This window comes from Gardnerella vaginalis (assembly GCF_001563665.1).
GTDB classification, from domain to species: Bacteria; Actinomycetota; Actinomycetes; order Actinomycetales; family Bifidobacteriaceae; genus Bifidobacterium; species Bifidobacterium vaginale_A.
In genome coordinates this window covers 1-25680 of the sequence record NZ_KQ961872.1, presented here as the reverse complement: position 1 = coordinate 25680, position 25680 = coordinate 1, and the positions used below count along the sequence as shown (strand labels likewise).

At 40.7% G+C, this 25680-nt stretch carries 21 protein-coding genes and 1 tRNA gene; 21 read left to right on the top strand and 1 reads right to left on the bottom strand.

The window, feature by feature from the left end; genetic code table 11:
• Positions 1-14: 14 nt before the first annotated feature.
• The 10 genes from HMPREF3230_RS04865 to HMPREF3230_RS04820 all read left to right on the top strand — a co-directional run bounded on the left by HMPREF3230_RS04865 (position 15) and on the right by HMPREF3230_RS04820 (position 11681).
• Positions 15-878, top strand: coding sequence for an anchored repeat-type ABC transporter ATP-binding subunit (locus HMPREF3230_RS04865; protein WP_230955929.1), 864 nt, complete (start codon positions 15-17; stop codon positions 876-878).
• The gene (locus HMPREF3230_RS04860; protein WP_075523820.1) at positions 879-1748 is read left to right on the top strand and encodes an anchored repeat-type ABC transporter permease subunit; all 870 of its coding nucleotides are present in this window, start codon (positions 879-881) and stop codon (positions 1746-1748) included.
• A gap of 206 nt (positions 1749-1954) precedes the next feature.
• On the top strand, positions 1955-2839 hold the full coding sequence (locus HMPREF3230_RS04855) for a lysophospholipid acyltransferase family protein (protein WP_075523819.1): 885 nt from the start codon (positions 1955-1957) through the stop codon (positions 2837-2839).
• Between the two features lie 204 nt (positions 2840-3043).
• A complete protein-coding gene (locus HMPREF3230_RS04850; RefSeq protein WP_075523818.1) occupies positions 3044-4039 on the top strand; it encodes an NAD(P)H-dependent glycerol-3-phosphate dehydrogenase in 996 nt (331 codons plus the stop codon).
• A gap of 154 nt (positions 4040-4193) precedes the next feature.
• On the top strand, positions 4194-5339 hold the full coding sequence (locus HMPREF3230_RS04845) for a D-alanine--D-alanine ligase family protein (RefSeq protein ID WP_075523817.1): 1146 nt from the start codon (positions 4194-4196) through the stop codon (positions 5337-5339).
• A 71-nt stretch (positions 5340-5410) separates the two neighbouring features.
• Positions 5411-6412: a CPBP family intramembrane glutamic endopeptidase gene (locus HMPREF3230_RS04840; RefSeq protein WP_082266313.1), complete on the top strand. Its 1002-nt coding sequence runs from the start codon at positions 5411-5413 to the stop codon at positions 6410-6412.
• 189 nt (positions 6413-6601) lie between these two features.
• A complete protein-coding gene (locus tag HMPREF3230_RS04835) occupies positions 6602-7945 on the top strand; it encodes a homoserine dehydrogenase (RefSeq protein ID WP_075523816.1) in 1344 nt (447 codons plus the stop codon).
• Between the two features lie 149 nt (positions 7946-8094).
• A complete protein-coding gene (thrB, locus tag HMPREF3230_RS04830; RefSeq protein ID WP_075523815.1) occupies positions 8095-9051 on the top strand; it encodes a homoserine kinase in 957 nt (318 codons plus the stop codon).
• 30 nt (positions 9052-9081) lie between these two features.
• Positions 9082-10518: a Maf family nucleotide pyrophosphatase gene (locus HMPREF3230_RS04825; protein WP_075523814.1), complete on the top strand. Its 1437-nt coding sequence runs from the start codon at positions 9082-9084 to the stop codon at positions 10516-10518.
• A gap of 302 nt (positions 10519-10820) precedes the next feature.
• Positions 10821-11681 (top strand): KilA-N domain-containing protein, encoded by an 861-nt coding sequence (locus HMPREF3230_RS04820; protein WP_196489655.1) that lies wholly within the window; start codon positions 10821-10823, stop codon positions 11679-11681.
• 183 nt (positions 11682-11864) lie between these two features.
• Here the strand turns inward: HMPREF3230_RS04820 and HMPREF3230_RS04815 are convergent, their stop codons facing one another.
• Positions 11865-12806, bottom strand: coding sequence for an AEC family transporter (locus tag HMPREF3230_RS04815; protein WP_075523813.1), 942 nt, complete (start codon positions 12804-12806; stop codon positions 11865-11867).
• A 289-nt stretch (positions 12807-13095) separates the two neighbouring features.
• Here HMPREF3230_RS04815 and HMPREF3230_RS04810 point away from each other — a divergent pair, with 289 nt between their 5' ends.
• The 11 genes from HMPREF3230_RS04810 (at position 13096) to rplA (ending at position 25551) form a co-directional block, all read left to right on the top strand.
• Positions 13096-17268 (top strand): Rne/Rng family ribonuclease, encoded by a 4173-nt coding sequence (locus HMPREF3230_RS04810; protein ID WP_075523812.1) that lies wholly within the window; start codon positions 13096-13098, stop codon positions 17266-17268.
• A 227-nt stretch (positions 17269-17495) separates the two neighbouring features.
• Positions 17496-17804, top strand: a complete 309-nt coding sequence (gene rplU / locus HMPREF3230_RS04805) for a 50S ribosomal protein L21 (protein ID WP_075523811.1) — start codon at positions 17496-17498, stop codon at positions 17802-17804.
• A 37-nt stretch (positions 17805-17841) separates the two neighbouring features.
• A complete protein-coding gene (gene rpmA / locus HMPREF3230_RS04800; protein WP_075523810.1) occupies positions 17842-18093 on the top strand; it encodes a 50S ribosomal protein L27 in 252 nt (83 codons plus the stop codon).
• A gap of 169 nt (positions 18094-18262) precedes the next feature.
• A complete protein-coding gene (gene obgE, locus HMPREF3230_RS04795; RefSeq protein ID WP_075523809.1) occupies positions 18263-19927 on the top strand; it encodes a GTPase ObgE in 1665 nt (554 codons plus the stop codon).
• 53 nt (positions 19928-19980) lie between these two features.
• A complete protein-coding gene (gene proB, locus HMPREF3230_RS04790; RefSeq protein ID WP_075523808.1) occupies positions 19981-21132 on the top strand; it encodes a glutamate 5-kinase in 1152 nt (383 codons plus the stop codon).
• A 168-nt stretch (positions 21133-21300) separates the two neighbouring features.
• Positions 21301-22515, top strand: a complete 1215-nt coding sequence (locus tag HMPREF3230_RS04785; protein ID WP_075523807.1) for a pyridoxal phosphate-dependent aminotransferase — start codon at positions 21301-21303, stop codon at positions 22513-22515.
• Positions 22516-22654: 139 nt separating this feature from the next.
• A tRNA-Trp gene (locus tag HMPREF3230_RS04780) sits at positions 22655-22730 on the top strand.
• 37 nt (positions 22731-22767) lie between these two features.
• Positions 22768-22995, top strand: a complete 228-nt coding sequence (gene secE / locus HMPREF3230_RS04775; protein ID WP_075523806.1) for a preprotein translocase subunit SecE — start codon at positions 22768-22770, stop codon at positions 22993-22995.
• Between the two features lie 24 nt (positions 22996-23019).
• Positions 23020-23871, top strand: coding sequence for a transcription termination/antitermination protein NusG (gene nusG / locus HMPREF3230_RS04770; RefSeq protein ID WP_075523805.1), 852 nt, complete (start codon positions 23020-23022; stop codon positions 23869-23871).
• A gap of 537 nt (positions 23872-24408) precedes the next feature.
• Complete coding sequence (gene rplK, locus HMPREF3230_RS04765; protein WP_075523804.1) at positions 24409-24840, top strand: 50S ribosomal protein L11; 432 nt, start codon at positions 24409-24411, stop codon at positions 24838-24840.
• A 15-nt stretch (positions 24841-24855) separates the two neighbouring features.
• Positions 24856-25551 (top strand): 50S ribosomal protein L1, encoded by a 696-nt coding sequence (gene rplA / locus HMPREF3230_RS04760; RefSeq protein ID WP_075523803.1) that lies wholly within the window; start codon positions 24856-24858, stop codon positions 25549-25551.
• Positions 25552-25680 lie beyond the last annotated feature (129 nt).

Genomic DNA, 25680 nt, shown 5'->3' with positions numbered 1-25680 from the left:
TGGTAGGGAAGTTTATGAAAAATAGTGAAAACATTGTGATTAGCGCGCAAAATCTAAGCGTATCTTATGCAAGTAGAGAAGTTGTAAAAGACGTTTCGTTTAATATTAAAAGCGGTGAATTCGTGGGATTGCTTGGTGCGAATGGTGCTGGTAAAACTACGCTTTTTCGCGCGATTATGGGATTGATTCCTCATGCAGGTAATCTTGAAGTTCGTTCGCATGAACTTAGTAATGATGATAATTTTATCAAACGAAATATTAAGCGAGTATCAAATATTGGATATGTTCCTCAACGTCACGATATTGCGTGGGATTTTCCTCTTTCGGCTTTTGATGTAGTAATGATGGGACGAATTAGGCATATTGGATACGCTCGAAGAGCTAGAAAAGAAGATTATATTGCAGCTCTTAATGCATTAGATCGTACGGGAATGGCAGATTTTCGAGATCGTACTATTGGAGAACTTTCTGGAGGTCAGCGTCAGCGTGTTCTAGTTGCTAGAGCTTTAGCATCACAACCGCGTTTGTTATTGCTTGATGAGCCTTTTACTGGTCTTGATATGCCAACTCAAGAATTACTTACAAAGTTGTTTTCAGATTTATGCGCTTGTGGCGAGTCGATTTTGATGAGTTCACACGACATTATTGGTTCTATGAATTCTTGCTCAAGAATCATACTTTTTGACGGAAGTATTGTGGGAGATGGAGTTGCGAAATCATTAAGTGTAGATCAGTGGGTTAAAACATTTCATGTGTCTAAAGATAATCCGCTTATTCAAGCAGTACAGCGCGTTAAAAGCCAAGAAAATACTAGTGAGATGTGTGATGGTAGTTGCGTGCACGAAAATAGTAAGACTTTTAATGGATTGGAGAAGTAAATGCTTACGCCTATTGAATTTATTCAAGATTTAACGAATCCAGACTTATGGTTTTTACTAAAAGCACTTATAGTAGCTTGCCTTTCAAGCGTAATTTGCGGTGCTGTTGGATGTTATGTAGTTCTTCGCGGAATGGCTTTTATTGGAGATGCTGTAGCGCATTCTGTTTTTCCTGGTCTTGCAATAGCCTTCGTTTTGCAAGGTAATTTGCTTTTAGGCGGTGCAATTGCAGGAGTTGCAACAGCGTTAATAGTGTCAATCTTCAGTCAAAATCGTCGGTTGCGCGAGGACTCTTTTATTGGCGTATTCTTTGTTTCAGCATTTGCTCTCGGAATTGTGATTATTTCTAAAGCATCTGGATACGCTGGATCTTTGGAATCATTCTTATTTGGCTCTATAACTGGTATTCCAGATTCAGATATTGTGGTCGTTTTTATTACAGGTTTGATAATTCTTACATTGCTGTTTATATTCCATAAAGAACTTGTATGCGTGTCAATGGATCGCGAAACTTCACGCGCAATGGGTTTGCCTGTTTCTATGCTCGATGGGATGCTTTATGTGATCGTTGCAGTTGCTGTTGTTGTTTCTGTGCAAATAATAGGTAATGTTCTTGTGCTTGCTCTTCTTATTACTCCTGCAGCAACGGCTCGTCTTCTCACAGATAGATTGTCTATAATGATGATTCTTGCTCCTGTAATCGGTTGTGTTTCATCTATTCTAGGAATGTATATTTCGTGGAGTTTTGATACTGCTACTGGTGGAACGATTGTGCTTGTTGCAACAGTCTTCTTTGTGCTCGCCTGGATTGCGTCACCTAAACACGGTCTAATTTCAAAAGTTTTTTCTAACAGAATACGAAATAAATAAGTCGAAATTTTAGTTTGTTTACTACGCTATTAAATGAGTTTATTTTACTACGCTATTAAATGAGCGCATGTTTATGTAATAAAAGTAAAATACATAATAAGAAATTTTATTATATTTTTATTGTATTTCGTAAATATGCTTTTAATTCATAGTGTCATAGTGTCATAGTGTCATAGTGTGTTTATAGCATGCTGCACAATAGTTGTATGGTATCAAAAGGAAAACCTTCACCGAGAAGTGCAGTTAAGCCACTCAGTGATGAGCAGGTAGAGTATCTTTCGAAAAAGCATAATTTAGTTGATCCAACTTACTATTATCCAACTGGCGAGCGCAAAGTAGCATACGCAGAAATAAACGCTCAAAATCCAAAAGCAACTGAACGATTACTTGAAGGAACATCTCGCGTACTTCGTTCTAGATGCAAAGTAAAAGCGTGGGGGTTAGAGAACGTACCAGAAGATGGCGTATTTATAACTGCTTGCACGCACGTTACTATGTTTGACGTTTTTATACCAATGACAGCGCTATTCCACCAAGGACGCAGACCTCGATATATGGCTAAAGCGGAGCTTGCGAGTTGGCCGATCTTAGGCAAATGGTTTCAACTTGTTGGCATGCAACCTGTGCCAAGAAGAAGCGGAAAAGCGCGCGAAATTGAAGAAGAATCAATCAAAATTCTAACGAATGGAAGACCTTTAAGTATTTGGCCAGAAGGCACTTTAACAAGAGATCCTCAAAAATGGCCAATGAGCATGAAGCCGGGAATTGGTATTATTGCTCTTGAAGCATCTAGAAGGCTTGGACATCAAATTCCTCTATTTTGTGCTGTAGTTTGGGGAGCTGCAAGTATAAACCATTGGTGGCCTTGGCCTAAGAAAAACGTTGTAATGTGTTATGATACTCAGCTTGATTATTCTGATCTTCTTAACGATATGGATAATTGGGGTCAAATGCCTCCAATGGATGCAGCTGAAGAGCTTGCAAGACGCGTGCGAGTGCGTATGACGCAAATTATGGAAGAGATTCGCGGAGAAAAAGCGCCAGCTGGATACTTTGATTACAAGCTTATGAAAAGAGTTGAAGAAGATTAGTTTCTCGTTTTTAATTCGTGATTCGCGTTTTTATGCATGGTTATTGTGAATTTTGATGCGTGCTTTTGTATGAAGCTTAATGCGCGTTTTAGTTCGTGTTTTAATGCGTAAAGTGTCGTGTGTAGAATTATGAAATAGTGCGTTAAAAAGCCAAGAATACAAATATTTGCCGAAGATTTACAACCGAAAGGTGAGGCGTAAATAATGAACGTTACGGTGTTGGGTGCTGGTGCATGGGGTACTGCGTTTGGACAAGTACTTGCAGACGCAGGTAATCGTGTAACGATGTGGGCAATAGAGCCAGAAATCGTTGAAGGTATTCGTGATCATCATCATAACGCGGTGCGCTTGCCAAGCGTTGAAAAGTTGCCAGAAAATATGACTGCAACTGGGGATCGTGTTGAGGCAGTTAAAAATGCAGATATTGTAGTAGTTGCAATTGCAGCACAGTTTGCGAGAGTAGCGTTGGTTGATTTTGCAGGCAAGATTCCACAAAATGCGATCGTTGTTTCTCTTATGAAAGGAATTGAGCGCACAACCGGAAAACGTATGGATGAAGTTGTGTGCGAAGCGTTGAATTTGCCGCGTAATCGTTTTGCTGCACTTTCTGGTCCAAACTTGAGTAAGGAAGTAGCATCTCGTCATCCTGCTGCAGCAGTAGTTGCGTGTGAAGAAAAGTCGCAAGCGCAAATAGTCGCAAAGGCTTGTTCAAATGATTACTTCAAAGCGTTTGTGTCAACAGATGTAATCGGCGTAGAAATGTGCGGATCACTTAAAAACGTTGTTGCGCTCGCAGTTGGTATGGCTCGCGGTGCAGGTTACGGCGAAAATACGGCTGCTATGATTGAAACGCGCGGTCTTGCAGAGTTGACGGCATTGGGCGTTGCGGAAGGCGCAGATTCTCGCACTTTTGCAGGACTTGCAGGCTTTGGTGATTTAGTTGCAACTTGTGGTTCTCCTCTAAGCCGCAATTACACTTTTGGATCAAATCTTGGTAAGGGAATGAGCGTTGAAGAGGCAACTGCTGTTAGTAATGGCGTTGCGGAAGGCGTGCCAACTACAAGCGCAGTTGTGGCAATGGGTAAGCGTTTGGGCGTTGCAACTCCACTCGCAAGTGCAATGGCTCGCGTGCTGGAAGAAGGAATCTCTTGCCAAGAAATGCTTTCAATGCTTTTTGATGACGATGTTTGCGAAGAGTAGTGTACTTTTAGAAAAATTAACTCACTAATCTTAAATAAAAAGAGTGGCTTAATAAACTTAAATAATATATGCTTAAAACAATTTGGACTAAATAATTTATGGTTGAAAAGTTAAGCTTAAATAATTTAAAAAGTCTGATTTTCAAAGGAAAAAAATGGCGAAAAAGCGTGTAATGTTTTTGTACGGCGGTAAAGCAGACGAGCATTCGATCTCATGTATATCAGCTGCTGGCGTGTTAAGTGCAGTTGATGAAAGTCGATTCGAGATTGTCCGTGTTGCTATAACAAAACAAGGTGAGTGGATTGTAGGCGGTCAAGATCCTCGCAACTTCCGCATGGAAGAAGGAGAGCTCCCTCTGATTACAAAAACTGATAGCACGCGTGATGTTGTGCTTGACCCTGCAAAAGGTGCAGACGGATTTTTAGTGCGCGAGGCGGACGGCACGTTGACAAGTTTAGGTCATATTGATGTTGTTTTCCCTGTGCTTCATGGTCCTAATGGCGAAGATGGTACTTTGCAGGGTTTGCTTGAGATGATGCGAGTTCCATACGTTGGTTGTGGAGTTTTGGCTTCTGCTTCTTGCATGGATAAGTACTATGCAAAGCAGCTTTTTAAGGCTGCTGGAATTGATGTAGCTCCAGGTATTGCACTGGATACGCGAAAATTTGTAAATGACGCAGAAAATCATTTTGAGAATTATGCTCAAGAAATAATATCTCAAGTTAATGTAGCAAAGCTTGAATATCCTCTTTTTGTAAAGCCAAGTCGTGCAGGCTCAAGTTTTGGTGTAACAAAAGTCGAATCCATTGATGATGCTAATGCATTAGCTGATGCTGTTTATGAAGCATCTAAGCATGATTGGCGAGTATTGGTAGAACAAGGAATTGATGCGCGAGAAATTGAGTGTGCTGTTCTTGCAGCGCGCGATGGCGAAGAGCCAAAAGCAAGTTTGCCTGGAGAAGTTGTTTTAGATAAACGCGAGTCTGGTGAAGACCAGTTCTATGATTTTGACAGCAAATACATGGATTCTGCAGCTTCGCACGTGGAAGTTCCGGCGAATTTGCCTGCTGAAACGCTGGAGCGTGTTCGCAAAACTGCACTTGCAGCATTCAAAGCAGCAGACGGTCGCGGGCTAAGTCGCGTGGATTCTTTCGTAACTAAAGACGGGCGCGTAATCCTTAACGAAATCAACACGATGCCTGGATTTACGCCAATCTCCATGTATCCCAAAGCTTGGGAAGCAACCGGAATAAGCTACAGTAATTTGATTACGAAACTTATCGAAGGTGTGATTGAATAATAGTTAATCAATCTCAATGTAATTACTTAAATATATGCAAAATAACAGTAAAAGGAACATGTATGCAAGATATGCAAGAAATGCAAGATATGCAAAGAAGTGACGTGTATTTGACGGCGCGCAAACGTCAAGGGATGCTTGGTGTATCGTTATGCTTATTCCTCATAGTTTGGATTTCGGTTGCATATGCGTTAGGCATGCTTTGTTCTCGCGTAATTCCTAAAGGATTAATAAGTAATTCGCTTGAAACGATAATTGTTTCAGACGTTGCTCAATATCTAGTTGCTCTTCCAGTAGCTTTGCTTATTATGCGTAAAATTCCTAAAGTTACAACTTATAAATTCTCTATGAGTTTTACGCAATTTTGCGGATTTTTTGCTGTGAGTATCCCAATTATGTACATTGGGAATTTTGCTGGTATAGCTTTTGCAGAACTTTTAAGTGGTGGAAAAGCAGAAAATCATGTTTCAGATACAATAGCTTCTGGGGATATCCTAGAAACTTTTGTGTTTGTTGTTGTTCTTGCACCAATAGTAGAAGAATGGCTTTTTAGAAAGCAAATATTAGATCGTTTAAGAGTTTATGGAGAAAAAAGAGCTATAGTATTTTCTGCTCTCGCATTCGCTTTATTCCATATGAACGTATTCCAGTTCTTCTATGCTTTTGGACTTGGCTTAGTTTTCGGATACATGTATGTTCGCACTTCTAAGTTGCAATACAATATATTTCTTCACATGATTGTGAATCTGCAAGGTAGCGTAATTGCAATGTGGTTGCAAAAACAGCTGGTTGATAAAAATGGCAATATGATTGACATAAATCAAATGAAAGAAAGTGAATTGTCGCAATTGCCACCAGGTTTAATTTTGGCTGGTATGTATAGCATGTTTATGATTGCAATGTTGGTTATTGGCGTAATTTTGCTAATTCGCAGACGTAAATATCTTGTATTTTTTGACGCTCCTTTGGAGATGCCTAAGAAGATTGGTAGAAAATCTCTTTATGGAACAGTTGGAGTAATTTCGTTTTTGACTGTTTCTATAATTTTTAATTTGTTAATGCTGTTTTCATAGGGATTTTGCTTTTAGAGAATAATTTGTTAATTTGCATGATTAGAGAACAGTCAGTTAATTAGGATAATTAGAAAATGACTTGTTAATTGGCAAATAATTCTGTATATAACATGGGATTAGCATTTAGCAAAGGATTAAAACTCGCAAAGGATTAAAACTCGCAAAAATAAACTACTATTGGAGAGAGATATGCTAAGCAATAAGTCATCTAATAAAACTATTCGCGTTGCATTATTAGGCGCTGGGACTGTTGGTTCACAAACAGCAAGAATGATTGTTGAAAATAGTGATGAGCTTACTGCGAGAACCGGAGCTGTGATTGAACTGGCAGGAGTAGCATGTTTACATCCGGAAGATGTTGATGTTCCTTGGATTAAGCGAGATTTGCTAACTACAGATACAGCAGCATTGTGTGTAAAAGACGATGTTGACGTTGTGCTTGAGCTTATTGGCGGACTTGAACCTGCTCATACTTTTGTAAAAAGTGCTCTTGAACACGGAAAATCTGTTGTGACTGCTAATAAAGCTATGTTGGCTGCTTTTGGACCTGAATTATATGAATGCGCTGCATCTCATGGCGTTGATTTGTATTTTGAGGCAGCAGTTGCTGGAGCTATCCCTATTGTTCGTCCTTTACGAGAATCTCTTATGGGGGATCGTATTTCGAAAATCTTTGGAATTGTAAACGGTACTACAAACTATATTCTTGATGAAATGACTGTAAAAGGTCTTGATTTTGAAACAGCTTTACGTGACGCTCAAGAAAAAGGTTATGCTGAGGCAGATCCTACAGGAGATATTGAAGGATTAGACGCTGCAAATAAGGCTGCTATTTTAGCTACTTTAGCTTTTCAAACTCCCGTTAGCATTGATAACGTTGAAGTTGAGGGAATTAGTTCTATTACCTATAACGACATAAAAGCTGCTAAGTTTGAAAATCGTGTTATTAAACTTCTTGCAGCTGTTGAGCGTTGCAATAATGCTGTCAGTGCCAAAGTGTATCCGGCTTTGGTTAGTTTAGAACATCCTCTTGCGTCTGTTCATGGAAGTTTTAATGCTGTATTTGTAAAAGCAGATGGTGCAGATGATTTGATGTTTTATGGTCGTGGTGCTGGTGGATCTCCAACTGCTTCTGCTGTTTTAGGAGATTTAGTGTGTGCTGTTACGAATATTGTTCGAAGGTGTTCTGGTGCTCCTGTTGCTTTATATAATTTGTATATTCCGTCAACAGATGCGCAAAATCGTGCGAATTTTGTTATTCGTTGCAATATGGAAGATACTTCATTGGCGCTTTGCGATGAAGTTATGGATGTGTTTAGAAAGTATAGAGTCATTTCTGAGCGTTTGGCTTCTTCGTGTGAAGCACAATATGACGGTGAAAAAGATTGCCCTCAATGCGGAATCGGCGGTCCTGGCGATTTAAGAATTCTTGTAAAAGATTGTTCTGAAGCTGATTTACATTCAATTGTTTTTGATTTGCAAAAGTTAGATGTTGTTTGTTCAAAGCCTTTTGTTTTACGAGTAATTGAGTAACGCTAGAGTAGTTGAGTAACGCTAGAGTAATTGAGTGAAACAATCGCAAAAACGTGTGAAACAATCGCAATAAGTGAAAACCAATCGTAAAAACGTGTAAACCAATCGTAAAAACGTGTAAAACTAGAGTAAAAACGTGGAGGAGAAAGATGAAGCCAATTTGTAAAAGTGTATCTATTCGAGTTCCTGCTACTAGTGCGAATTTGGGGTCTGGGTTTGATACTGCAGGAATCGCGCTTGATTACGCGGATTCATTAGTTTTTACTCTGGATGATTCTTCTAATTTGCGTGTGATAATTCATGGAGAAGGTGAAGATACTTTACCAAGAGATGAAACGCATTTAGTAGTATCAACTTTTTACAAAGCTTGCGAAATTTTTAATCTTCCGCGCTTAAGCTTGACTCTTGAAGCATATAATAAAATTCCTCAAGCGAGAGGAATGGGATCTTCTGCTAGCGCAATTGTTTCAGGAGTAGCTGCAGCGTGGAGTTTTTCACATGAAGGAGAGCTTGATCGTGAAAAGATTTTTGAAATCGCTTCTAAGATTGAAGGACATCCAGATAATGTAGCTCCTGCAGTTTTTGGCGGTTTGACTATGAGTTGGAAGAATTGCGAAGAATTTCACACTGTTCGATATGACGTTTCAAGTGATATTCGCTCAACTATTTTTGTTCCAAACTTTACTCTTTCAACTGAAGAAGCTAGACGAGCGCTTCCAGAAAAAGTTCCATATGGTGACGCTATTTTTAATGTTTCACGCGCTTCTTTGCTCCCAGTTGCTTTTGGAGATTTGAGTGATTCTTTTGCAAAAACAACTCTTTCTAGAAGTGATTTGCTTTTTGAGTCAACTCAAGATGCATTGCATCAGAAATATCGTGCAAGTCTTATGCAACCAACTTGGGATTTAGTAAAAGCGTTGCGTGATGCTGGTTTTGCAGCTACGATTTCTGGAGCAGGTTCTTGTGCAATAGTGTTTTATGTTGGAAGTAGTGCGAGTGAAGACATGCAAATCGAAAAAATCGCGCAGCCATGGCTTTTGCGCGATGATTGGCGTGTGCTTCACGTACCGGTCGATCCTACTGGTGTTGCAATAACTCGCGAATGATTTATGTGAAAGATAAAAGGAAGAGTAAGTATGGCAGTTGCGTTGATTTTGGCTTCAAAGTCGCCTGCACGTAGGTCTGTTTTGGCTTCTTCTGGCGTGATTCCTGTGATTCATGTTAGTGAAGTAGATGAACCAGCAGTTTTGCGTGATGCTGCGGATGCTCGTTGCGTTAAAGTTGAGCAGTTGAGTGTAGAGCAGCGAGTTTCGATTTTAGCGAAAGCAAAAGCTCAAGCTGTGTATCAATCATATAAACGTGTGTCGGATGCAGCTGCAAGTGCTACTGGCGATTTGGTTGTGGGATATCCGCTTGAAGCGGAATGTGAGTCTAAAGATTCAGAATCTGCTGAATCTTATGCTAATAACTCTTTAGAAAGTGACGAGAAATCAGACGTAACGCATAATGTTAAAACATCGCAAACTCGTGATTTTTCAGGTGTTAGAGTTCCTACAAAGTCGTTCGATATTCATGATTTTGAGCATCTAAATAAATCTTCTAACGATTGCAACAGTGTTCTGATTGTTGGTTGCGATTCAATGTTCTTACTCGATGGAAAGTGTTACGGAAAGCCGCATGCTCCAGAGGTAGCATTTGAGAGAATCAAACAAATGAGTGGCAAAACAGGGCAATTGTGGACTGGTCATTGTTTGATTGACGCTAAAAATGGAAGAATGGTGTGCAAAACTAGTTGTGCAAGCGTGACTTTTTCTTCTATGAGTGATGATGAAATTCGCGCGTATGTTGCAACAGGTGAGCCTTTAGAAGTTGCAGGATCTTTTACTTTAGAAGGATTTGGTGGTGCTTTTATTGAAAGTATTAAAGGCGATCCTCACGGAGTGCTTGGAATAAGTTTGCCACTTCTTCGTGAAATGGTGAAAGAACTTGGTTATGCGTTCAATGATTTATGGAATAAGGAAACTCTTGAAGAGGTTGGCATGAAAAGTAATCCTACGTCTACTAAAGTCCCTAAAGAAAATGTTCATCAGCCAGGCGATGGCTGGGTGCAATGCGATTGTGGTCGCAGACATTGGGGTTATAATGGTGCCGCTGGAGTGTTGCTTGCTAGAAGAGATCATGAAACTGGTCGTGTGACGCATGTTGTGATGCAGCATCGCGCTCTTTGGAGTGCTGAAGGTGGTACTTGGGGTATCCCTGGTGGAGCAATTTGCGATGGTGAAAGTGCAATAGAAGGCGCTCTTCGTGAATCCTTTGAAGAAGCAAATATTACTTCGGAAGATATTGATGTTGTTGGAGCTTATTGCGAAGACCACGGAAATTGGCGTTATACGACTGTTTTCGCGTTTGAAAAGCCAGGTCATCGAGTTGAGCCTTGTGCACACGATGACGAGAGTATGGAAATCAAATGGGTTCCTATTGACGATGTTTCTAAGTTAAAGTTGCTTACAGCGATGCGCACTGATTGGCCGTCTTTCCGCGCGCGTCTTGATGAGCTTGCTGCGCGAAGGTAGCTTCAATTTGGAAGTAGACTTCCAACTTTTGTTGTTTTGCACTGAACTTGGAAGTAGACTTCCAACTTGCGAAAGTATTGCTGCTTTCGTTTTGTTGTTTTTTATCTGTGGAATCTTATAAAATCATATTTATGCGCTGATGCATGCTAGTTTTCTGCTAGTTTTTAGATGTTTTATGGCTTGTGATTGATTTTGTATTGCTTGTGATTTAGTGGGATTGTGTTAAGCGCATAGAAATAAAGTAAACAAATCAAAGAAAGCAACTAATTGCGTAAATTTGCGTAAAAATTAGGGGGAAATTTATGTCTAATATGTCAAATATTAAAAAAGATACTATTAATGCAAAAGGCTTTACAATTCAGGTTTATACGGAAGATTTTAGGAATGATTACGTTAGTTTAACCGATATTGCGAGATATAAAAACAAAGAAGAGCCTAAAGATGTTGTTAAAAACTGGCTGAGAGTGAAGAATACTATTGAGTTCTTGGGATTGTGGGAGAGCATTAACAATCCAAATTTTAAAGGGGTCGAATTCGACTCCTTTAAGAACGAGGCTGGTTCTAATTCTTTTACTTTATCGCCTCAAAGATGGGTAGAATCAACAAATGCTATTGGCATAGTTTCCAAATCTGGTAAGTGTGGTGGAACTTACGCTCATAAAGATATAGCATTTAAGTTTGCAGCCTGGATTTCGGCAGAATTTGAGCTATATATTATCAAAGACTATCAAAGGCTTAAATCCGATGAAAATTCAAGGCTTTCGCTGAACTGGAATTTGAACCGCGAGATTTCGAAGATTAATTACAAGATTCATACAGATGCTATTAAAGAGTATTTGTTGAAAGATTTGACTCCTGAGCAGTTGATGTATAAGTATGCAAGTGAGGCGGATTTGTTGAATGTTGCTCTGTTTAACAAGACTGCTAAGCAGTGGCGAGATGCAAATCCTAAGTCAAAAGGCAACATTCGAGATGAAGCGAGTATTAATGAGCTTTTGGTGTTGTCGAACATGGAAAGTTACAACGCTGTTTTAATTTCTAAGGGTTTGCAGCAGGCTGATCGCATGGTTGAGCTTAGAAATTTGGCGCGAACGCAGATTTTGTCGCTTGAAAAGTTAAATAACGTTGGAATAAAGAGTTTGGATGCCGTGCTAAAAAATTGAGTTTAATCACTTCAATTCTGTACTTAATGCTTATATTTACAGCATTTGCGAGCGCTCTCGCTACGGCTTCAGTGCGCGTCTTGATGAGCTTGCTGCGCGAAGGTAGCTTCAATTTGGAAGTAGACTTCCAACTTGTGAAAGGTAAATTTCTTGTTGCAAATGCTACGAATGCGCGAGAATTAGTTACCCCAAAACGGCTGCAATCACGGCTATACAAATCGGGCTTGTGACTGTTGATAACAGTATTCCGTCACGCGCAAAACTTAAGCCAACATTGTATCTAGCTGCATAATTGTAGACGTTTTGTCCTGTTGGAAGAGCTGCAAGCACAACGCACGCGTATAAAGTCGCACCGCGGAATCCCATTACAAAGTATGCGAGAATAAAAGCAATAATAGGCATAATAATGTTTTTAAGTATTGCAACGGCTGCTATTGCAATTCTGTTGGAATTTTTTTGTAATGGTTTACTTCCGTAAAGAGACATTCCAAATGCCATAAGAATCATAGGAACTGCAGAATCGCCAATCATCTTAATTGGATCGTAAAGGAAATTTGGTACAGGAAAATATCCGATTTTAGCGCTAATTGCAGAAATAATAATTCCGCCAAGTGAGCCAATTAAAAGTGGTTGTTTTAAAGGCTGCTGAGCAATACGCTTAAGAGAGCATTTGCCAGTAGTTGTAATGTCGAGAACTGTTAAGCCAATAGGCGTAAACACTGATTGTTGCATGACTAGAATTGGTGCTACAAGTGCAGGATTTCCAAGAATATATGTGGCGATTGGTAGGCCGATATTATTTGAATTAAGGTAAAGAGAATTTAGTGCTCCGATTGTGCAATCTGATGCATGAAGATGGAAGAATATGCTATTTAATGCAACAAAAATCATTCCAACAATCATTGCAGAAAAGAATGCAACAAAAATTGACGAGTGAAAAATCTCAAAGATTGGCTGTTTTGCTAGAATTGCAAACATTAGGCAAGGGCTGGAAATGAAAAAGCTCACGCGATTTAGGACCATTTGAGCTTGAGATCCGCCAATGTGCATACGAGCGGTTATGTATCCTGCTGCAATTACGATTCCTATGACGCAAAATCCTTGCATAGCGCTAATTAAGCCCATAGTCATGATTCTATCTCTGGTGTGAGATGCTATTTAATGAGCTGTTTAATATAAGGGTTGAAACAGAACATTATTTTAATTTGACTGTGCGCTATGGCATACTAGATACCGGCAGAACTGCAATCTGCCAGAGCGTGAAATGGCGTCGATCCCCTCACATGCGTATTGGTGAGGCTTGGTGTCCGCTGTTGCGCAACTAGACTTTGTTGAAAGCTTGAGAATGATGGCGTAAGTATGCCGCATCTCTGCCAGGAATACGAAACGATTGCAGCGTTTCGTTAGGAGCGTTGTGCCCGAGATAACAGAAGAAAGCTTCAATATCAATGAAGCTGAAAATAGTAAAGCGTATGCAGAATCCAATTCTGCAGAGCGCTCAGTTGAACATGTTGTAAATGTAGTTTCGTCAACTAATGATGGTTCATCGTCAGTGAGAAGACGTCGTACTGGCCGTAGAGTAGTTAGAGTTGCTGGAGAAGCTGGAAAGTCAATGGCTTTGCGTGTTGAAGGCGATAATGTAGATAAATCGCATTCTGATATTTCTTCTAGCAAAAATGATTCTGATATTAAGTCTGATACTAAGTCTGATTCTAAGTCTGATTCTAAAGAGAATGTTGAATCCACTTCTAAGCGTGTTTCTAAGACTGTTTCTAAGCGTGAAAGAAATAAACATAAGCATTCTGAAAATAGTGCTGTAGATGATTCTGATTTTGAAATTAAAGCTTCAGATAATAAGGATTCTAAGCCTGTTTCTAAGTCTGATTCTTCTTCTGCTCCTTCTTCTGAAACTATGTCTGCTTCTGAAACTGACTCTGACTCTTCTACTTCTGCGCGCTATGTTACTTCTTTACTTTTCAGAGAGCCTGTTTTACCTCAAAGAAGTCTTGATGAGAGAAATGATGAGCGCAGTGAGCGTGATGATTCTGATAATTTAGGCACGAAGCATCGCAAAAAGGTTGATAAGCGTCATAAAAATAATGCTTCCGATGCTAATGAAGACAGCCGTGAAACTCCTCGTGAAAAAGGTTCGCGAGTTCGTTCATCTAAAGGAAAGTCTTCTTCAAGAAATCGCTATGAAGTAAAAAATACTTCTCGTACTCGTTCAAATGATTTCAGCGATGAAATTGTTGATGATTACTTTAACTACGGCAGTGATAATAATCGCGATGATAACAATATTGATGATACGCAATCAATTCGCGTGCGCTCGCGTGGAAGACGTAAAAATGATGATTATGCGTATGATGACAGTGTTGAAGACTCGTATTACGCGCGCAATGATGTAAATTATGGCGTCCTTAAGCGGAATGCGTCTAAATCTAGAGTTAAAAGTATCGATGATTTTAGTGATAATAAAACTGGTCGAGAAAATAGAGATAATTTAGATGATTTAGATAGTCGCGATATTTATGATGAGCGTACTGTGCGCCGCCGTAGGCGAAGAGGGCGTTTCGATTCTCAAATAGATAACAGCGATTATAACAGCACAGATAACAGTGCTGATAATGAAGTTTCATTTGGAAGAAAGTCTGTTGACGATTCTAATCGCGGGTATGTCCGCAATGCTAATCGTAAGTCTTCAAAATATTCTGATTCAGATTATGAATCTTCAGATGGCGTTATTTTTGACGATTTATCTTTAGATGGATCTTTTGATATATCTTCTAAAGAATCTTCTAAAGAATCTTCTAAGGAATATTCTAAGGAATCTTCCAAGAAGTCTGATCTTCCAGTAAAACGCTCTCGTAAGAATCGCCGTTTGAATGCTTCTGAGCGAAGAGCTGCTGCTGAAGTTGAGCAGATTGAAGAGGATCTAGAATATGACGATATTGTTTATAGTCCTATAGATTCTAAAGTAGAAGATACGATCGATCTTAGTGATTTGATGAATAAATCTGAGCGCTCGAGTTCTTCTCGCCGTCATTCTGATAGGAATGATGATTCTGATTATTCTGGTTCAGATGAAGATTCAGATTCACAGGATGATGTTGATTCGTATGAAAATAGTGACGATGATGCTGTTTACACTCGCCGTAGGCGTAGACGTCGTCCTTCTAGATTAGATCGCAATAATAATAGTGGTAATCGTAGCAACAGTAGCAACAGTGAAAATGATTCGGAATCCGGTTTTATTGATTCAGATAATGACAATATTGATATCGATGCCGTTCAAGTTTCTCAAGAGGATCGTGATTTAATCCCTGATCCTGAAGAATTGCGTGCTCAAGATGATGAAGAGGCTGTTTACACTCGGCGTAGGCGTAGACGTCGTCCTTCTAGATCTTCAGATGATTCGTCCTCTAGTTCTTCAAATTCTGATGGATCAGATAATTTACCTTCTGATGATGCGAATGCGCTTTCATCTTCTGGTGATTCTGGGAATAGTATTCGCCGTTCTCGTAAGCAGCAGTATATTGATGAGATTACGGATATTGAAGGTTCAACTCGATTAGAAGCAAAAAGACAGCGCCGCCGTGATAATCGTCGTGAGCGTAGTCGTCAAAATCTTCTTATGGAACAGGATTTTCTTGCTCGCCGTGAGAATGTAGATCGTTTGATGGTTGTGCGTGAGCGAGATCGTCATACGCAAATTTCAGTTATTGAAGACAATATTCTTGTTGAACACTATGTTTCTGATATTCAAGAAGTTGCTACTGTTGGCAATATTTACCTTGGTCGTGTGCAAAATGTACTTCCGAGTATGGAAGCTGCGTTCGTAGATATTGGCCAATCTAGGAATGGCGTATTATATGCCGGCGAAGTTAATTGGGATATGACTCGTCTTGAAGGTCAGCCTCGACTAATTGAGTTGGCGTTCAAGTCTGGTGATCCTGTTCTTGTTCAAGTTACTAAAGATCCTATTGGTCATAAAGGTGCGCGTTTAACTTCGCAAGTAACTCTTGCAGGAAGGTTCTTAGTCTTAGTTCCTTCTGGTGGTATGACTGGCGTGAGCCGTAAGCTTTCAGATCGCGAACGTTCTCGTTTGCGTTCAATTGTGTCTAAGATTGCTCCAAAAGATATGGGAGTAATTATTCGCACAGCTGCAGATGGCGCAAGTGAGGAAGCGATTTCTAAGGATTTGGAGTCTTTGATTCGTCAATGGCAGCGTATTAGTGAAAAGCGTGAGGAATTCTTGCATGGTAAGCGTCCTAAATTATTGCAAGGTGAGCCTGATGTTGCGATTCGTGTTGTGCGAGATATTTTTAACGATGATTTCAATAAGTTGATTGTTGAAGGTGAAGGTGTCTATCACAGAATTGATGAATATTTGGAGATGATGGCTCCGGATTTGAGAAGCAAGGTTGAATATTGGGATCCTGCTGACCATGAAGGCAAGGATGTTTTCGATAAATGGCAGATTGATAGTCAGCTACGTAAAGGTATGGAGCGTCAAGTTTATTTGCCATCTGGTGGGTCTATTGTTATAGATCGCACGGAAGCTATGACAACTATTGATGTTAATACCGGTAGATTTATTGGTCGCGGTAAGTCTTTGGAAGAAACAGTTACTCGCTGCAATTTGGAAGCGTCTGAAGAAATTGCTCGACAGTTGCGTTTGCGTGATATTGGTGGCATGGTCATGATTGATTATGTTGATATGGTTATGCCAGCTAATCGCGATCTTGTTTTGCGCCGTCTTGTTGAGTGTTTGGCTCGAGATCGAACTAAGCATCAAGTTGCTGAAGTTACTTCTCTTGGTCTTGTACAAATGACTCGTAAGCGTGTGGGACAGGGATTGGTTGAAGCTTTCTCGGAGGAATGTCCGACTTGTAAAGGTCGTGGATTCATATTACATGATGAGCCAACGGTTTCTTCGGAATATGCTGATCCTTATGCGCTTAAAGGCGGAGATCCTTTTATTAAGACGAATAAATATGGTCATGGCACTGTTACTGAGACCTCGTCTGTAGTAGTTAAGCCTAAAGGTTCTAGTGCAGATGTTAGAGCTAAGCTTGCGCGTATTGCTGCAGCTGCTGCGAGTATGTCTGCTGACTCTAGTGGAATGAGTGATTCGGATTCTGTTGTTTCTTCTGATTCTGTTATTTCTCAGGATTCTGTTGAGGATGAAAATGTTTCTATTGAGAATTTAGATCATTCTGAAGGTGAATCGGTCAATGAAGTTGAGGGTGAATCTGAAGTTGAACCTGTAACTGAAGTTGAAGATAAATCTGAAGTTGAACCTGTGATTGAAATAGAAGATAAATCTGAAGTTGAAAGTGGAACGGAATTAGATAACGGATCGGAAACTCATGAAATTGAGTCTGCAGATTCTACTGAGTCTTCAGAGCATGCGTTAGACAATTCAAATTATATAGAATCTTCAGATTCTGTGGAGTCTAATGAAAATCTTGAGTCTAATGAAAATCTTGAGTCTAATGAAACTGTAGAATATTCAGACTCTACTGATTTTACTGATTCAACAGATTCTACTGACTCTACAGATTCTACTGACTCTACAGACTAGAAGTTAATTATGTAATATTCTTATTTGTATTTTTGCAAATACTTAAAATTAAATAGATAAAGTATATGCCATGAGTACAATAGTGAATATTGTCTAATTCGACTTATAAAAACACCTGCTTGACGTTAGTACATAGGTTGGTGTATTTTTGATAGTCGGTGTCTGGCCGCAGGCTTAATGCTGTGTGCTGGGCAATAGTAAGCTTTCCAGATAGCAAGGAACAGATTATGTACGCGATTGTGAAGGCCGGTGGCCATCAGGAGAAGGTTGAGGTTGGAGATGCCATCCTCGTCAACCGTCTCGATGCAAAGAAGGGCGATACCGTGGAATTCCCGGTCGCGCTCGTTGTTGACGGTGCTAAGGTAACTCTTAGCTCAAAGGATCTTGCAAAGATTTCGGTTAAGGCAGAAGTCATTAATGACGAAGCCAAAGGTCCGAAGATCAGCATTATGAAATATAAGAATAAGACTGGCGTGGCTCGCCGTAAGGGTCATCGTCAGAAGTTGACTCTCGTCAAGATCACGGCCATTGCCTGATTGACTGACGGTGTTATAAACCTGAAAGGACAGCAAGATGGCACATAAGAAGGGTGCGTCTAGCTCGCGCAACGGTCGCGATTCGCAGGCGCAATATCTTGGCGTTAAGAAGTTCGGCGGTGAAGCTGTTGTGGCTGGCAATATTATCGTTCGCCAGCGCGGCACTAAGTTCCACGCAGGTCAGAACGTTGCTTTGGGCAAGGATCACACGCTTTACGCTTTGGCGGACGGCAATGTGAAGTTTGGTGTTCGTCGCGATCGTAAGGTTGTTGACGTAGTAACTGCCTGAGTAATATTCAAGCCTAAGCAGATTCGACAATAAGTCGACATAAAATGTTTAAGCCGCACCCAGTTCGGTGCGGCTTTTTACTTTCTTGTTTTGTTGTTTGTATAAGTAGTTGTCTTGTTAATAAAACAGTGAAGATTTTAAGTGTTAAGCATCGAGTAAGGTAGCGAGTATGAGTGACTTTGTAGATCGTGTGACTGTGCATGTTAAAGGCGGCGATGGTGGCAATGGCTCTGCAGGTGTACGCCGTGAAAAATATAAGCCACTAGCTGGTCCTAACGGTGGCAACGGTGGCAACGGAGGATCTGTTATTTTTGTTGCAGATCGTAATGCTAATAGTCTGCTTGATTACCGTTTTATGCCTCATCGAAATGCAGAAAATGGCACTATGGGATTGGGGGACACAAAAGATGGTTCTCAAGGAGCAGATTTGATATTACCTGTTCCGGTTGGGACTGTTGTATTTGCTGCTCGTTCTGGCGCTGGACCTAAGCGTACTGGTGAAGTTTTAGCAGATCTTAATAAGGCAGGAGAGCGATTTGTGGCTGCTGCAGGTGGTGCTGGCGGCCTTGGTAATGCTGCTCTTGCTAATAAAACTCGTAGAGCTCCAGGATTTGCTCTTCTTGGAGAGCCAGGCGAAGAGCGCGATTTAATTTTAGAATTAAAGTCAATTGCTGATGTTGCTTTAGTTGGATTCCCTTCGGCTGGAAAATCAAGTTTAGTTGCTTCAATTAGTGCAGCTAAGCCAAAAATTGCAGATTATCCGTTTACTACTTTAGTTCCAAATCTTGGTGTTGTAAGTTTTGGAAATTACAGATATACGATTGCGGACGTTCCAGGTTTAATTCCAGGTGCTTGCGAAGGTAAGGGATTAGGTCTTGAATTCTTGCGTCATATTGAGCGAACAGAAATAATTGCGCATGTAATAGATTGTGCTACTTTAGAGCCTGATCGCGATCCAATTTCAGATTATCATGCTTTAGAACGTGAGCTTTCTAAATATTCTGATAAGCTCGATCTGCCCCTTGGAGCTATACCTATACCTGATCGTGTTCGAATCATAGTTTTGAATAAGATTGATGTTCCTGAAGCTAAAGAATTAGCTGAATTTGTTCGTAGTGAATTTGAGTCAATGGGTTTGCAAGTATTCGAGATTTCAACTGCATCGCATGAAGGTTTGAAAGAATTAGGATTTGCGCTTGGAAAATTAGTTGCTCAAACGCGTGAAAAGCTTGCTAATGAGCAAGCAGAGCGTGAAGAAGAAAGAGTTCTGATTCAGCCTCTTATGGAACCTGCATTACGCAGGCGTCGTGATGATGGTCGAGGAACTAATGCTGATTTTTCTATTGAGCGCGAGGAAGACAATCATGGCAATTTCTGGTTTAGTGTTACAGGCACAAAACCAGAGCGTTGGGTTGTGCAAACTAATTTTGATAACGATGAAGCTGTTGGATATCTGGCAGATCGTTTAGCAAAACTTGGTGTTGAAGATGAATTGCGTAAGATTGGCGCTCGTCCTGGAGATGAGATTCGCATAGGTCGTGGAGCGCGATCTGTTAGTTTTGATTGGGATCCAAGTATTGCTGCTGGCGCAGAAGGGCTTGATGGAGCTAATTTGGGCGCTCGCGGAAAAGATTTGCGACTTGAAGCTAACGATCCTCGAGGAGCTAGACGCACAAATGCTGAGCGTAGGCGTGATTATCACAACATGATGGACGCTAAGACTGCAGTTCGAAACGCTATGATGGCTGAGCGCAAGTCCGGGCATTGGGCAGATCCATCTGTTGACGATGATAAACACGATGAGAACAGTTTATTTGGCAGGGGTGAAGATTAGGCAGCATTTGGCATGATAATTTGTTCAATAGCATAATATAAGGGGTAATTATTATGGTTAGTAACAATTCCGACATTGGGCTTACCGAAGAAGGGGTTCGGCGTTCAATTCGTGAAGCTAGAACTATTGTAGTGAAAGTTGGTTCCAGTTCTCTTACGGATGAAACCGGTCATCTAGATGTATCTCGTTTGCGCAATCTCGTTTGCGCAATCAGTCATACTCAGATGATGGGTGCTAGAGTAGTGCTAGTATCTTCTGGAGCGATTGCAGCAGGATTTGGTTTGCTTGGTTTTAGCGAACGTCCTAAGGATGTGCCGACTCAGCAGGCAACAGCTTCTGTTGGACAAGGTTTGTTGATGGCTCAATATGAGTCTGCTTTTTCTCAATTCGGTATTCGTGTAGGGCAGATGTTACTTACTGCAGACGTTACGATTTCGCCGTCTAGATATCGTAATGCTCAAAGGACTATGTTGCGTTTACTAGAGCTTGGAATCGTACCTATTGTCAACGAGAACGATGCTCTTTCAAGTAATGAGATTCGTTTTGGAGATAATGATAGGTTAGCATCTTTAGTTGCAAATATTGTTAGAGCGGATGCTCTAGTTTTACTAACTGATGTAGATGCTTTATATACTGCTCCTCCAAGTGAGCCTAGTGCTAAGCGTATAAGTTTTGTGCAAGATGTTAATCACGCGCTTGAAAAAGTAAAAGTTGGTTCAAGTGTTTCAGGTGTTGGAACTGGCGGGATGATTACAAAGCTTGAAGCTGCTCATATAGCGGCTGTTTCGGGAATTCCGACTATTCTTACGCGTGCGTGTGACGCTGGTCCTGCATTATCAGGTGATTGCGTTGGTACTGCTTTTGCTCCAATTCATTCGCGTTCGTCTACTCGTAGATTGTGGATCGGATTTGCTTCTAATCCTAATGGGACTTTAATAGTTGATTCTGGAGCTGCTAAAGCATTAAGAGGCGGACGAGCAAGTCTTTTAGCTGCCGGTATTGTTGGAGTACGTGGTGAATTTTCAGCAACAGATCCTGTTTGGATTGACGATGAGCAAGGTAATCATTTAGCCAAAGGATTAGTTGCGTTTGATTCAGAAGAAATGCCAGATATTATTGGACTAACCACTGATGAGTTGACTTCTTCGCTTGGACGTCAATATGCTCATCCTGTAGTGCATCGCGACAATCTAGTTCTTGTATAATCGTGAGCTAATCGCCGGTTTTAGTATTAAATAGTTTTTAGTATTGCTTTTTTCTTATTAGTTTTTTCTTACTTGCTTTTTGCTTATTAGCTTTTCGCTTATCGATTATTATTTATCTTTTATCGTTTATCTTCTATCGTTTCGCGCCTTACGGTTACACTGTAAACTATGGTAGAAGAAAATTGGCGCATATTAAGCGATCGAATAAATAAAGTAGCTCCTAGCGCAACGTTAGCAGTAGATGGTAAAGCAAAAGCAATGAAGGCTGCAGGTATTGATGTTGTAAGTTTTGGAGCAGGTGAGCCAGATTTTCCTACTCCTTCTTACATTGTTGAGGCTGCTGCAAACGCGTGTAGAGATCCTAGAAATTATCGTTATACTGCTACTGCAGGTCTACTTGAATTACGTGAAGCGATTGCTAAAAAAGTAAAGCGAGATTCTGGATACGATGTTTCTCCAGATCAAATTGTTGTCACTAATGGAGGTAAGCAAGCTGTTTATGAAGCTTGCCAAATTCTTCTTAATGATGGCGATGAAGTTATTATTCCTTCTCCATATTGGACTAGTTATCCTGAAGCAGTTAAGCTTGCAGGAGGAGTTCCAGTAGCTGTGATGTCTGGAGCAGATAGAGGTTTTGAGCCAGATATTGATGCGCTTGAAGCAGCTCGCACACCTCGCACTAAAGCTATTATTGTTACATCTCCTTCAAATCCTACTGGCGCTATTTGGAGTGCTGAAACTATTCGCGCGATTGGAAAGTGGGCGCTTAAAAATCATATTTGGGTTTTATCTGACGAAATTTATGAACATTTACATTATGATGGCGTAAAAACGTCTTATATTGGCGTTGAAGTTCCAGAAATCCGTGAACAATTATTGATTTTGAATGGTGTTGCTAAAACTTACGCAATGCCAGGGTGGCGAGTAGGTTGGATGGTTGCTCCTCTAGATGTTGCTGCTTGCGCTGTGAAATTACAAAGTCACATGACTTCCAATGTTTCTAATATTTCACAACGCGCTGCTATTGCAGCAGTAGGTGGATCTTTAGACGTAGTTTCAACTATGCGCGAATCTTTTAGCAATCGCAGAAAAGCTATTGTTGAAGCATTAAACAATATTGATGGTGTAACATGCCCACTTCCGCATGGAGCTTTTTATGCTTTTGCAAATGTTGAATCATTGCTTGAACGTAAGTTGGGTAAAAATCACGAAGTTCCACACACCTCTTCGAACCTTGCTCAAATGCTTCTTGATGAAGCACATGTAGCTGCCGTTCCAGGTGAAGCATTTGGAGCTCCTGGGTATTTGCGATTTTCTTGTGCGTTATCTGATGAGCAGTTAGCTGAAGGCATGCACCGTATGAAGCAATGGATAGAAGAGTAGTTTATATTTATTTAAGCGACACTCTGCTAAATGTCTTAATACTGTTGGAATTGCGCGAAATCGTGCCCCTACGCTAACATAACTATTTGGTGGTTTTGCCAAGTCGTATGTTTTAGTGTATGATAAGGCGAGTTCCCCTAGGGATGTGGCGCAATTGGTAGCGCAACGGTCTCCAAAACCGTAGGTTGTGGGTTCGAGTCCCGCCGTCCCTGCCACTTTTCATTATTATCAGTTACAAACGAAGGATTCAGCATGGCTCAAGCAAACGGTGATAACAAGACAGTTAAGCCAAATTTGTTCATGCGCATTGGCATGTTCGTCAAGCAAACTATTGACGAAACGCGCAAAGTTGTAGCGCCACACGGTAAAGAGTTGTTTGCTTGGTCAATTTCAGTGTTTGTTTTTGTGATTTTCTTAATGCTATTTGTTACATGCATGGACTTCTGGTTAGGCAAGTCTGTTATGTGGCTATTCGGCTGATTTAGATTTTGAGGGTGTGCAAATATGACTGACGAGTTAAATCTCGAAACTTCTAACGACGTTGATGAATCTGCAGCTGATGCAGGTGATGTTAATACTCAAAGCGTTGTTGATACTCCAACAAGTGATACTTCTAAGGAAGATGCACCTGTTGAGCATGTTGATTCAGATGCTGCTACTTCAGAGTCTGAAGCAACAGAGTCTGAGGAAGAGTCTGTAGAATATGCTCATAGTGTAGAAGATGTTGAAGATCCTACAGATGCTGGCGCTCGTGCTGTTGCAGAATTTTCCAAGTCCTTGCGCACTTTGGAAGGTAAATGGTACGTTCTTCACACGTATTCAGGTTACGAAAAGCGCGTAAAAGCTAATGTTGAATCGCGTGTACAGAATTTTGGTTTGGAAGATAAAATTTTCCAGATTGAAGTTCCTATGGAAGAAGTTGAAAAGCATACAGATAAGGGCAAGAAAGTTATTACTCGCGTTCGTGTGCCTGGATATGTGTTAATTCGTATGTGGCCTGATGAGAACGCTCGCCGTATTGTGCGTGAAACTGAAGGTGTTACTGGATTTGTTGGTCCATCTAAAGATCCTGCTTGCCTTACTCGCAAAGAGGTAGTTGCAATGATGGCTCCTATGATTGCTTCTGAAGCTTTGAAGAATGCTGGAGATAAGCCTGCTGCAGCTCGTAAGCGTACTCTTGAAGTTGCTTATAAGGTTGGAGATCAAGTAACAGTAACTGAAGGACCATTCGCAACTATGGCTGCTGTTGTTTCAGAAGTAGAGCCTACTACACAAAAGCTTACTGTTTTGGTTTCAATCTTTGGACGTGATACTCCTGTGGAACTTGGTTTCCATCAAGTCGAGCCGATTGTTTGAGTCAAAAGCTTAAGTCAAAAGCTTAAGTAAAAATCTCGAGCCTATAGCATTAAGTTTTTATAACACAAACCGGGGTGCGTTAATTTGCACTCCGGTTTTGTTTATTTGATTGAAGTGCTGCGTTATTCGTACCTCAGTTTTGTTTATTTACTGCGCTATGGCGTATGTTGTAAATACTAAGATACAGCTTCACTATAAGTATGTATGCGAAAATATGTTGTTGCTAAATCATTAAGCATAGCAACTTTCTTAAGTTTGTGTCCAACTTGGAAGTAGACTTCCAACTTTTGCCATTTTGCACTAAACTTGGAAGTAGACTTCCAACTTTTGTTGGTTGAGCAAAAATAGTTGTAGCTGTAGTAATGCAGCTGTCGTAATGCAGCGTGTCGCGAAGATGTGGCATAATAGTGAAGCTTGTGTCTGGAGGAGTAATCCGCTAGCACAGCACAGCAATATAAGTTGCGGGAGGATACCTTAAAACTGCTTAAATAGTGTTAAGGTGCCGTTTGAACCGCTAGAAGAAAGAAGAACCATATTATGGCTCCTAAAAAGAAAGTTTCTGCTCTTATTAAGCTTGAGATTCAAGCTGGTAAGGCAAATCCTGCGCCGCCACTGGGTCCTGCTTTAGGCTCTCACGGCGTGAACATCATGGACTTCTGCAAGGCCTATAATGACCAGACGAAGGACAAGATGGGTCAAATCGTTCCAGTTGAAATCACTGTTTACGAAGATCGTTCCTTCACATTTATTCTGAAGACTCCTCCAGCTTCTGCTTTATTGCTTAAGGCTGCCGGCATTCAGAAGGGCACTGAGAATCCTTTGACTCACAAGGTTGGTTCTGTGACCAAGGCTCAGGTGCGCGAAATCGCCGAAATCAAGATGCCTGATCTCTCAGCTCGTGACGTTGAGGCTGGCATGAAGATTATCGCGGGCACTGCTCGCTCGATGGGTATTACCGTTACCGACTGAAAGTGAGTGGAGAAAATGGTGAAGCGTTCTAAGAAGTATCGTGAAGCGGCTGAGAAAATCGACCGTAATAATCTTTATACTCCAGCTGAGGCTATTGCTTTGTTAAAGAGCATGCCATCTCGTGCTTTCGATGAATCCGTTGAGGCTGTTATGCGTCTTAACGTTGATCCTCGTAAAGCAGATCAGTTGGTTCGTGGTGTTGTAAACTTACCAAACGGCACTGGTAAGACTGCTAAGGTCTTAGTATTTGCTCGTGGTCCAAAGGCTACTGAAGCTCAAGAAGCTGGTGCAGATATCGTTGGTGATGACGAGCTTATCGAAAAGGTTGCCGCAGGCTTCCTTGATTTCGATGCTGTTGTTGCAACTCCAGACATGATGGGTAAGGTTGGCCGCTTGGGTCGTGTTCTCGGTCCTCGTAGCTTAATGCCAAATCCTAAGACTGGTACTGTGACTATGGATGTTGCAAAGGCTGTTGCAGATATTAAGGGTGGAAAGATTGAGTTCCGCGTTGATCGCCAAGGCAATCTTTCGTTCCTCTTTGGTAAGCGTTCGTTTGATGCTAAGGCTCTTGAAGAAAACTTCAAGGTTGTTGCTGATGAAGTTCGTCGTTTGAAGCCAAGCACCATCAAGGGTCGTTATATCACTAAGGTTACAATCACATCTACAATGGCTCCTGGTGTTCCAGTCGACATTGCAAGTATTGCTGCCTGATTTTAAAGCTTAGGTTTTAAGACTTATAAAGCTTTTATGCGCATTGATTTTCATATGTACTTTAAGTACGTTAGGGAAATCAGTGCGCATTTTATTTTCCAAAATCTAATAAAATCTGGGATATTTTGG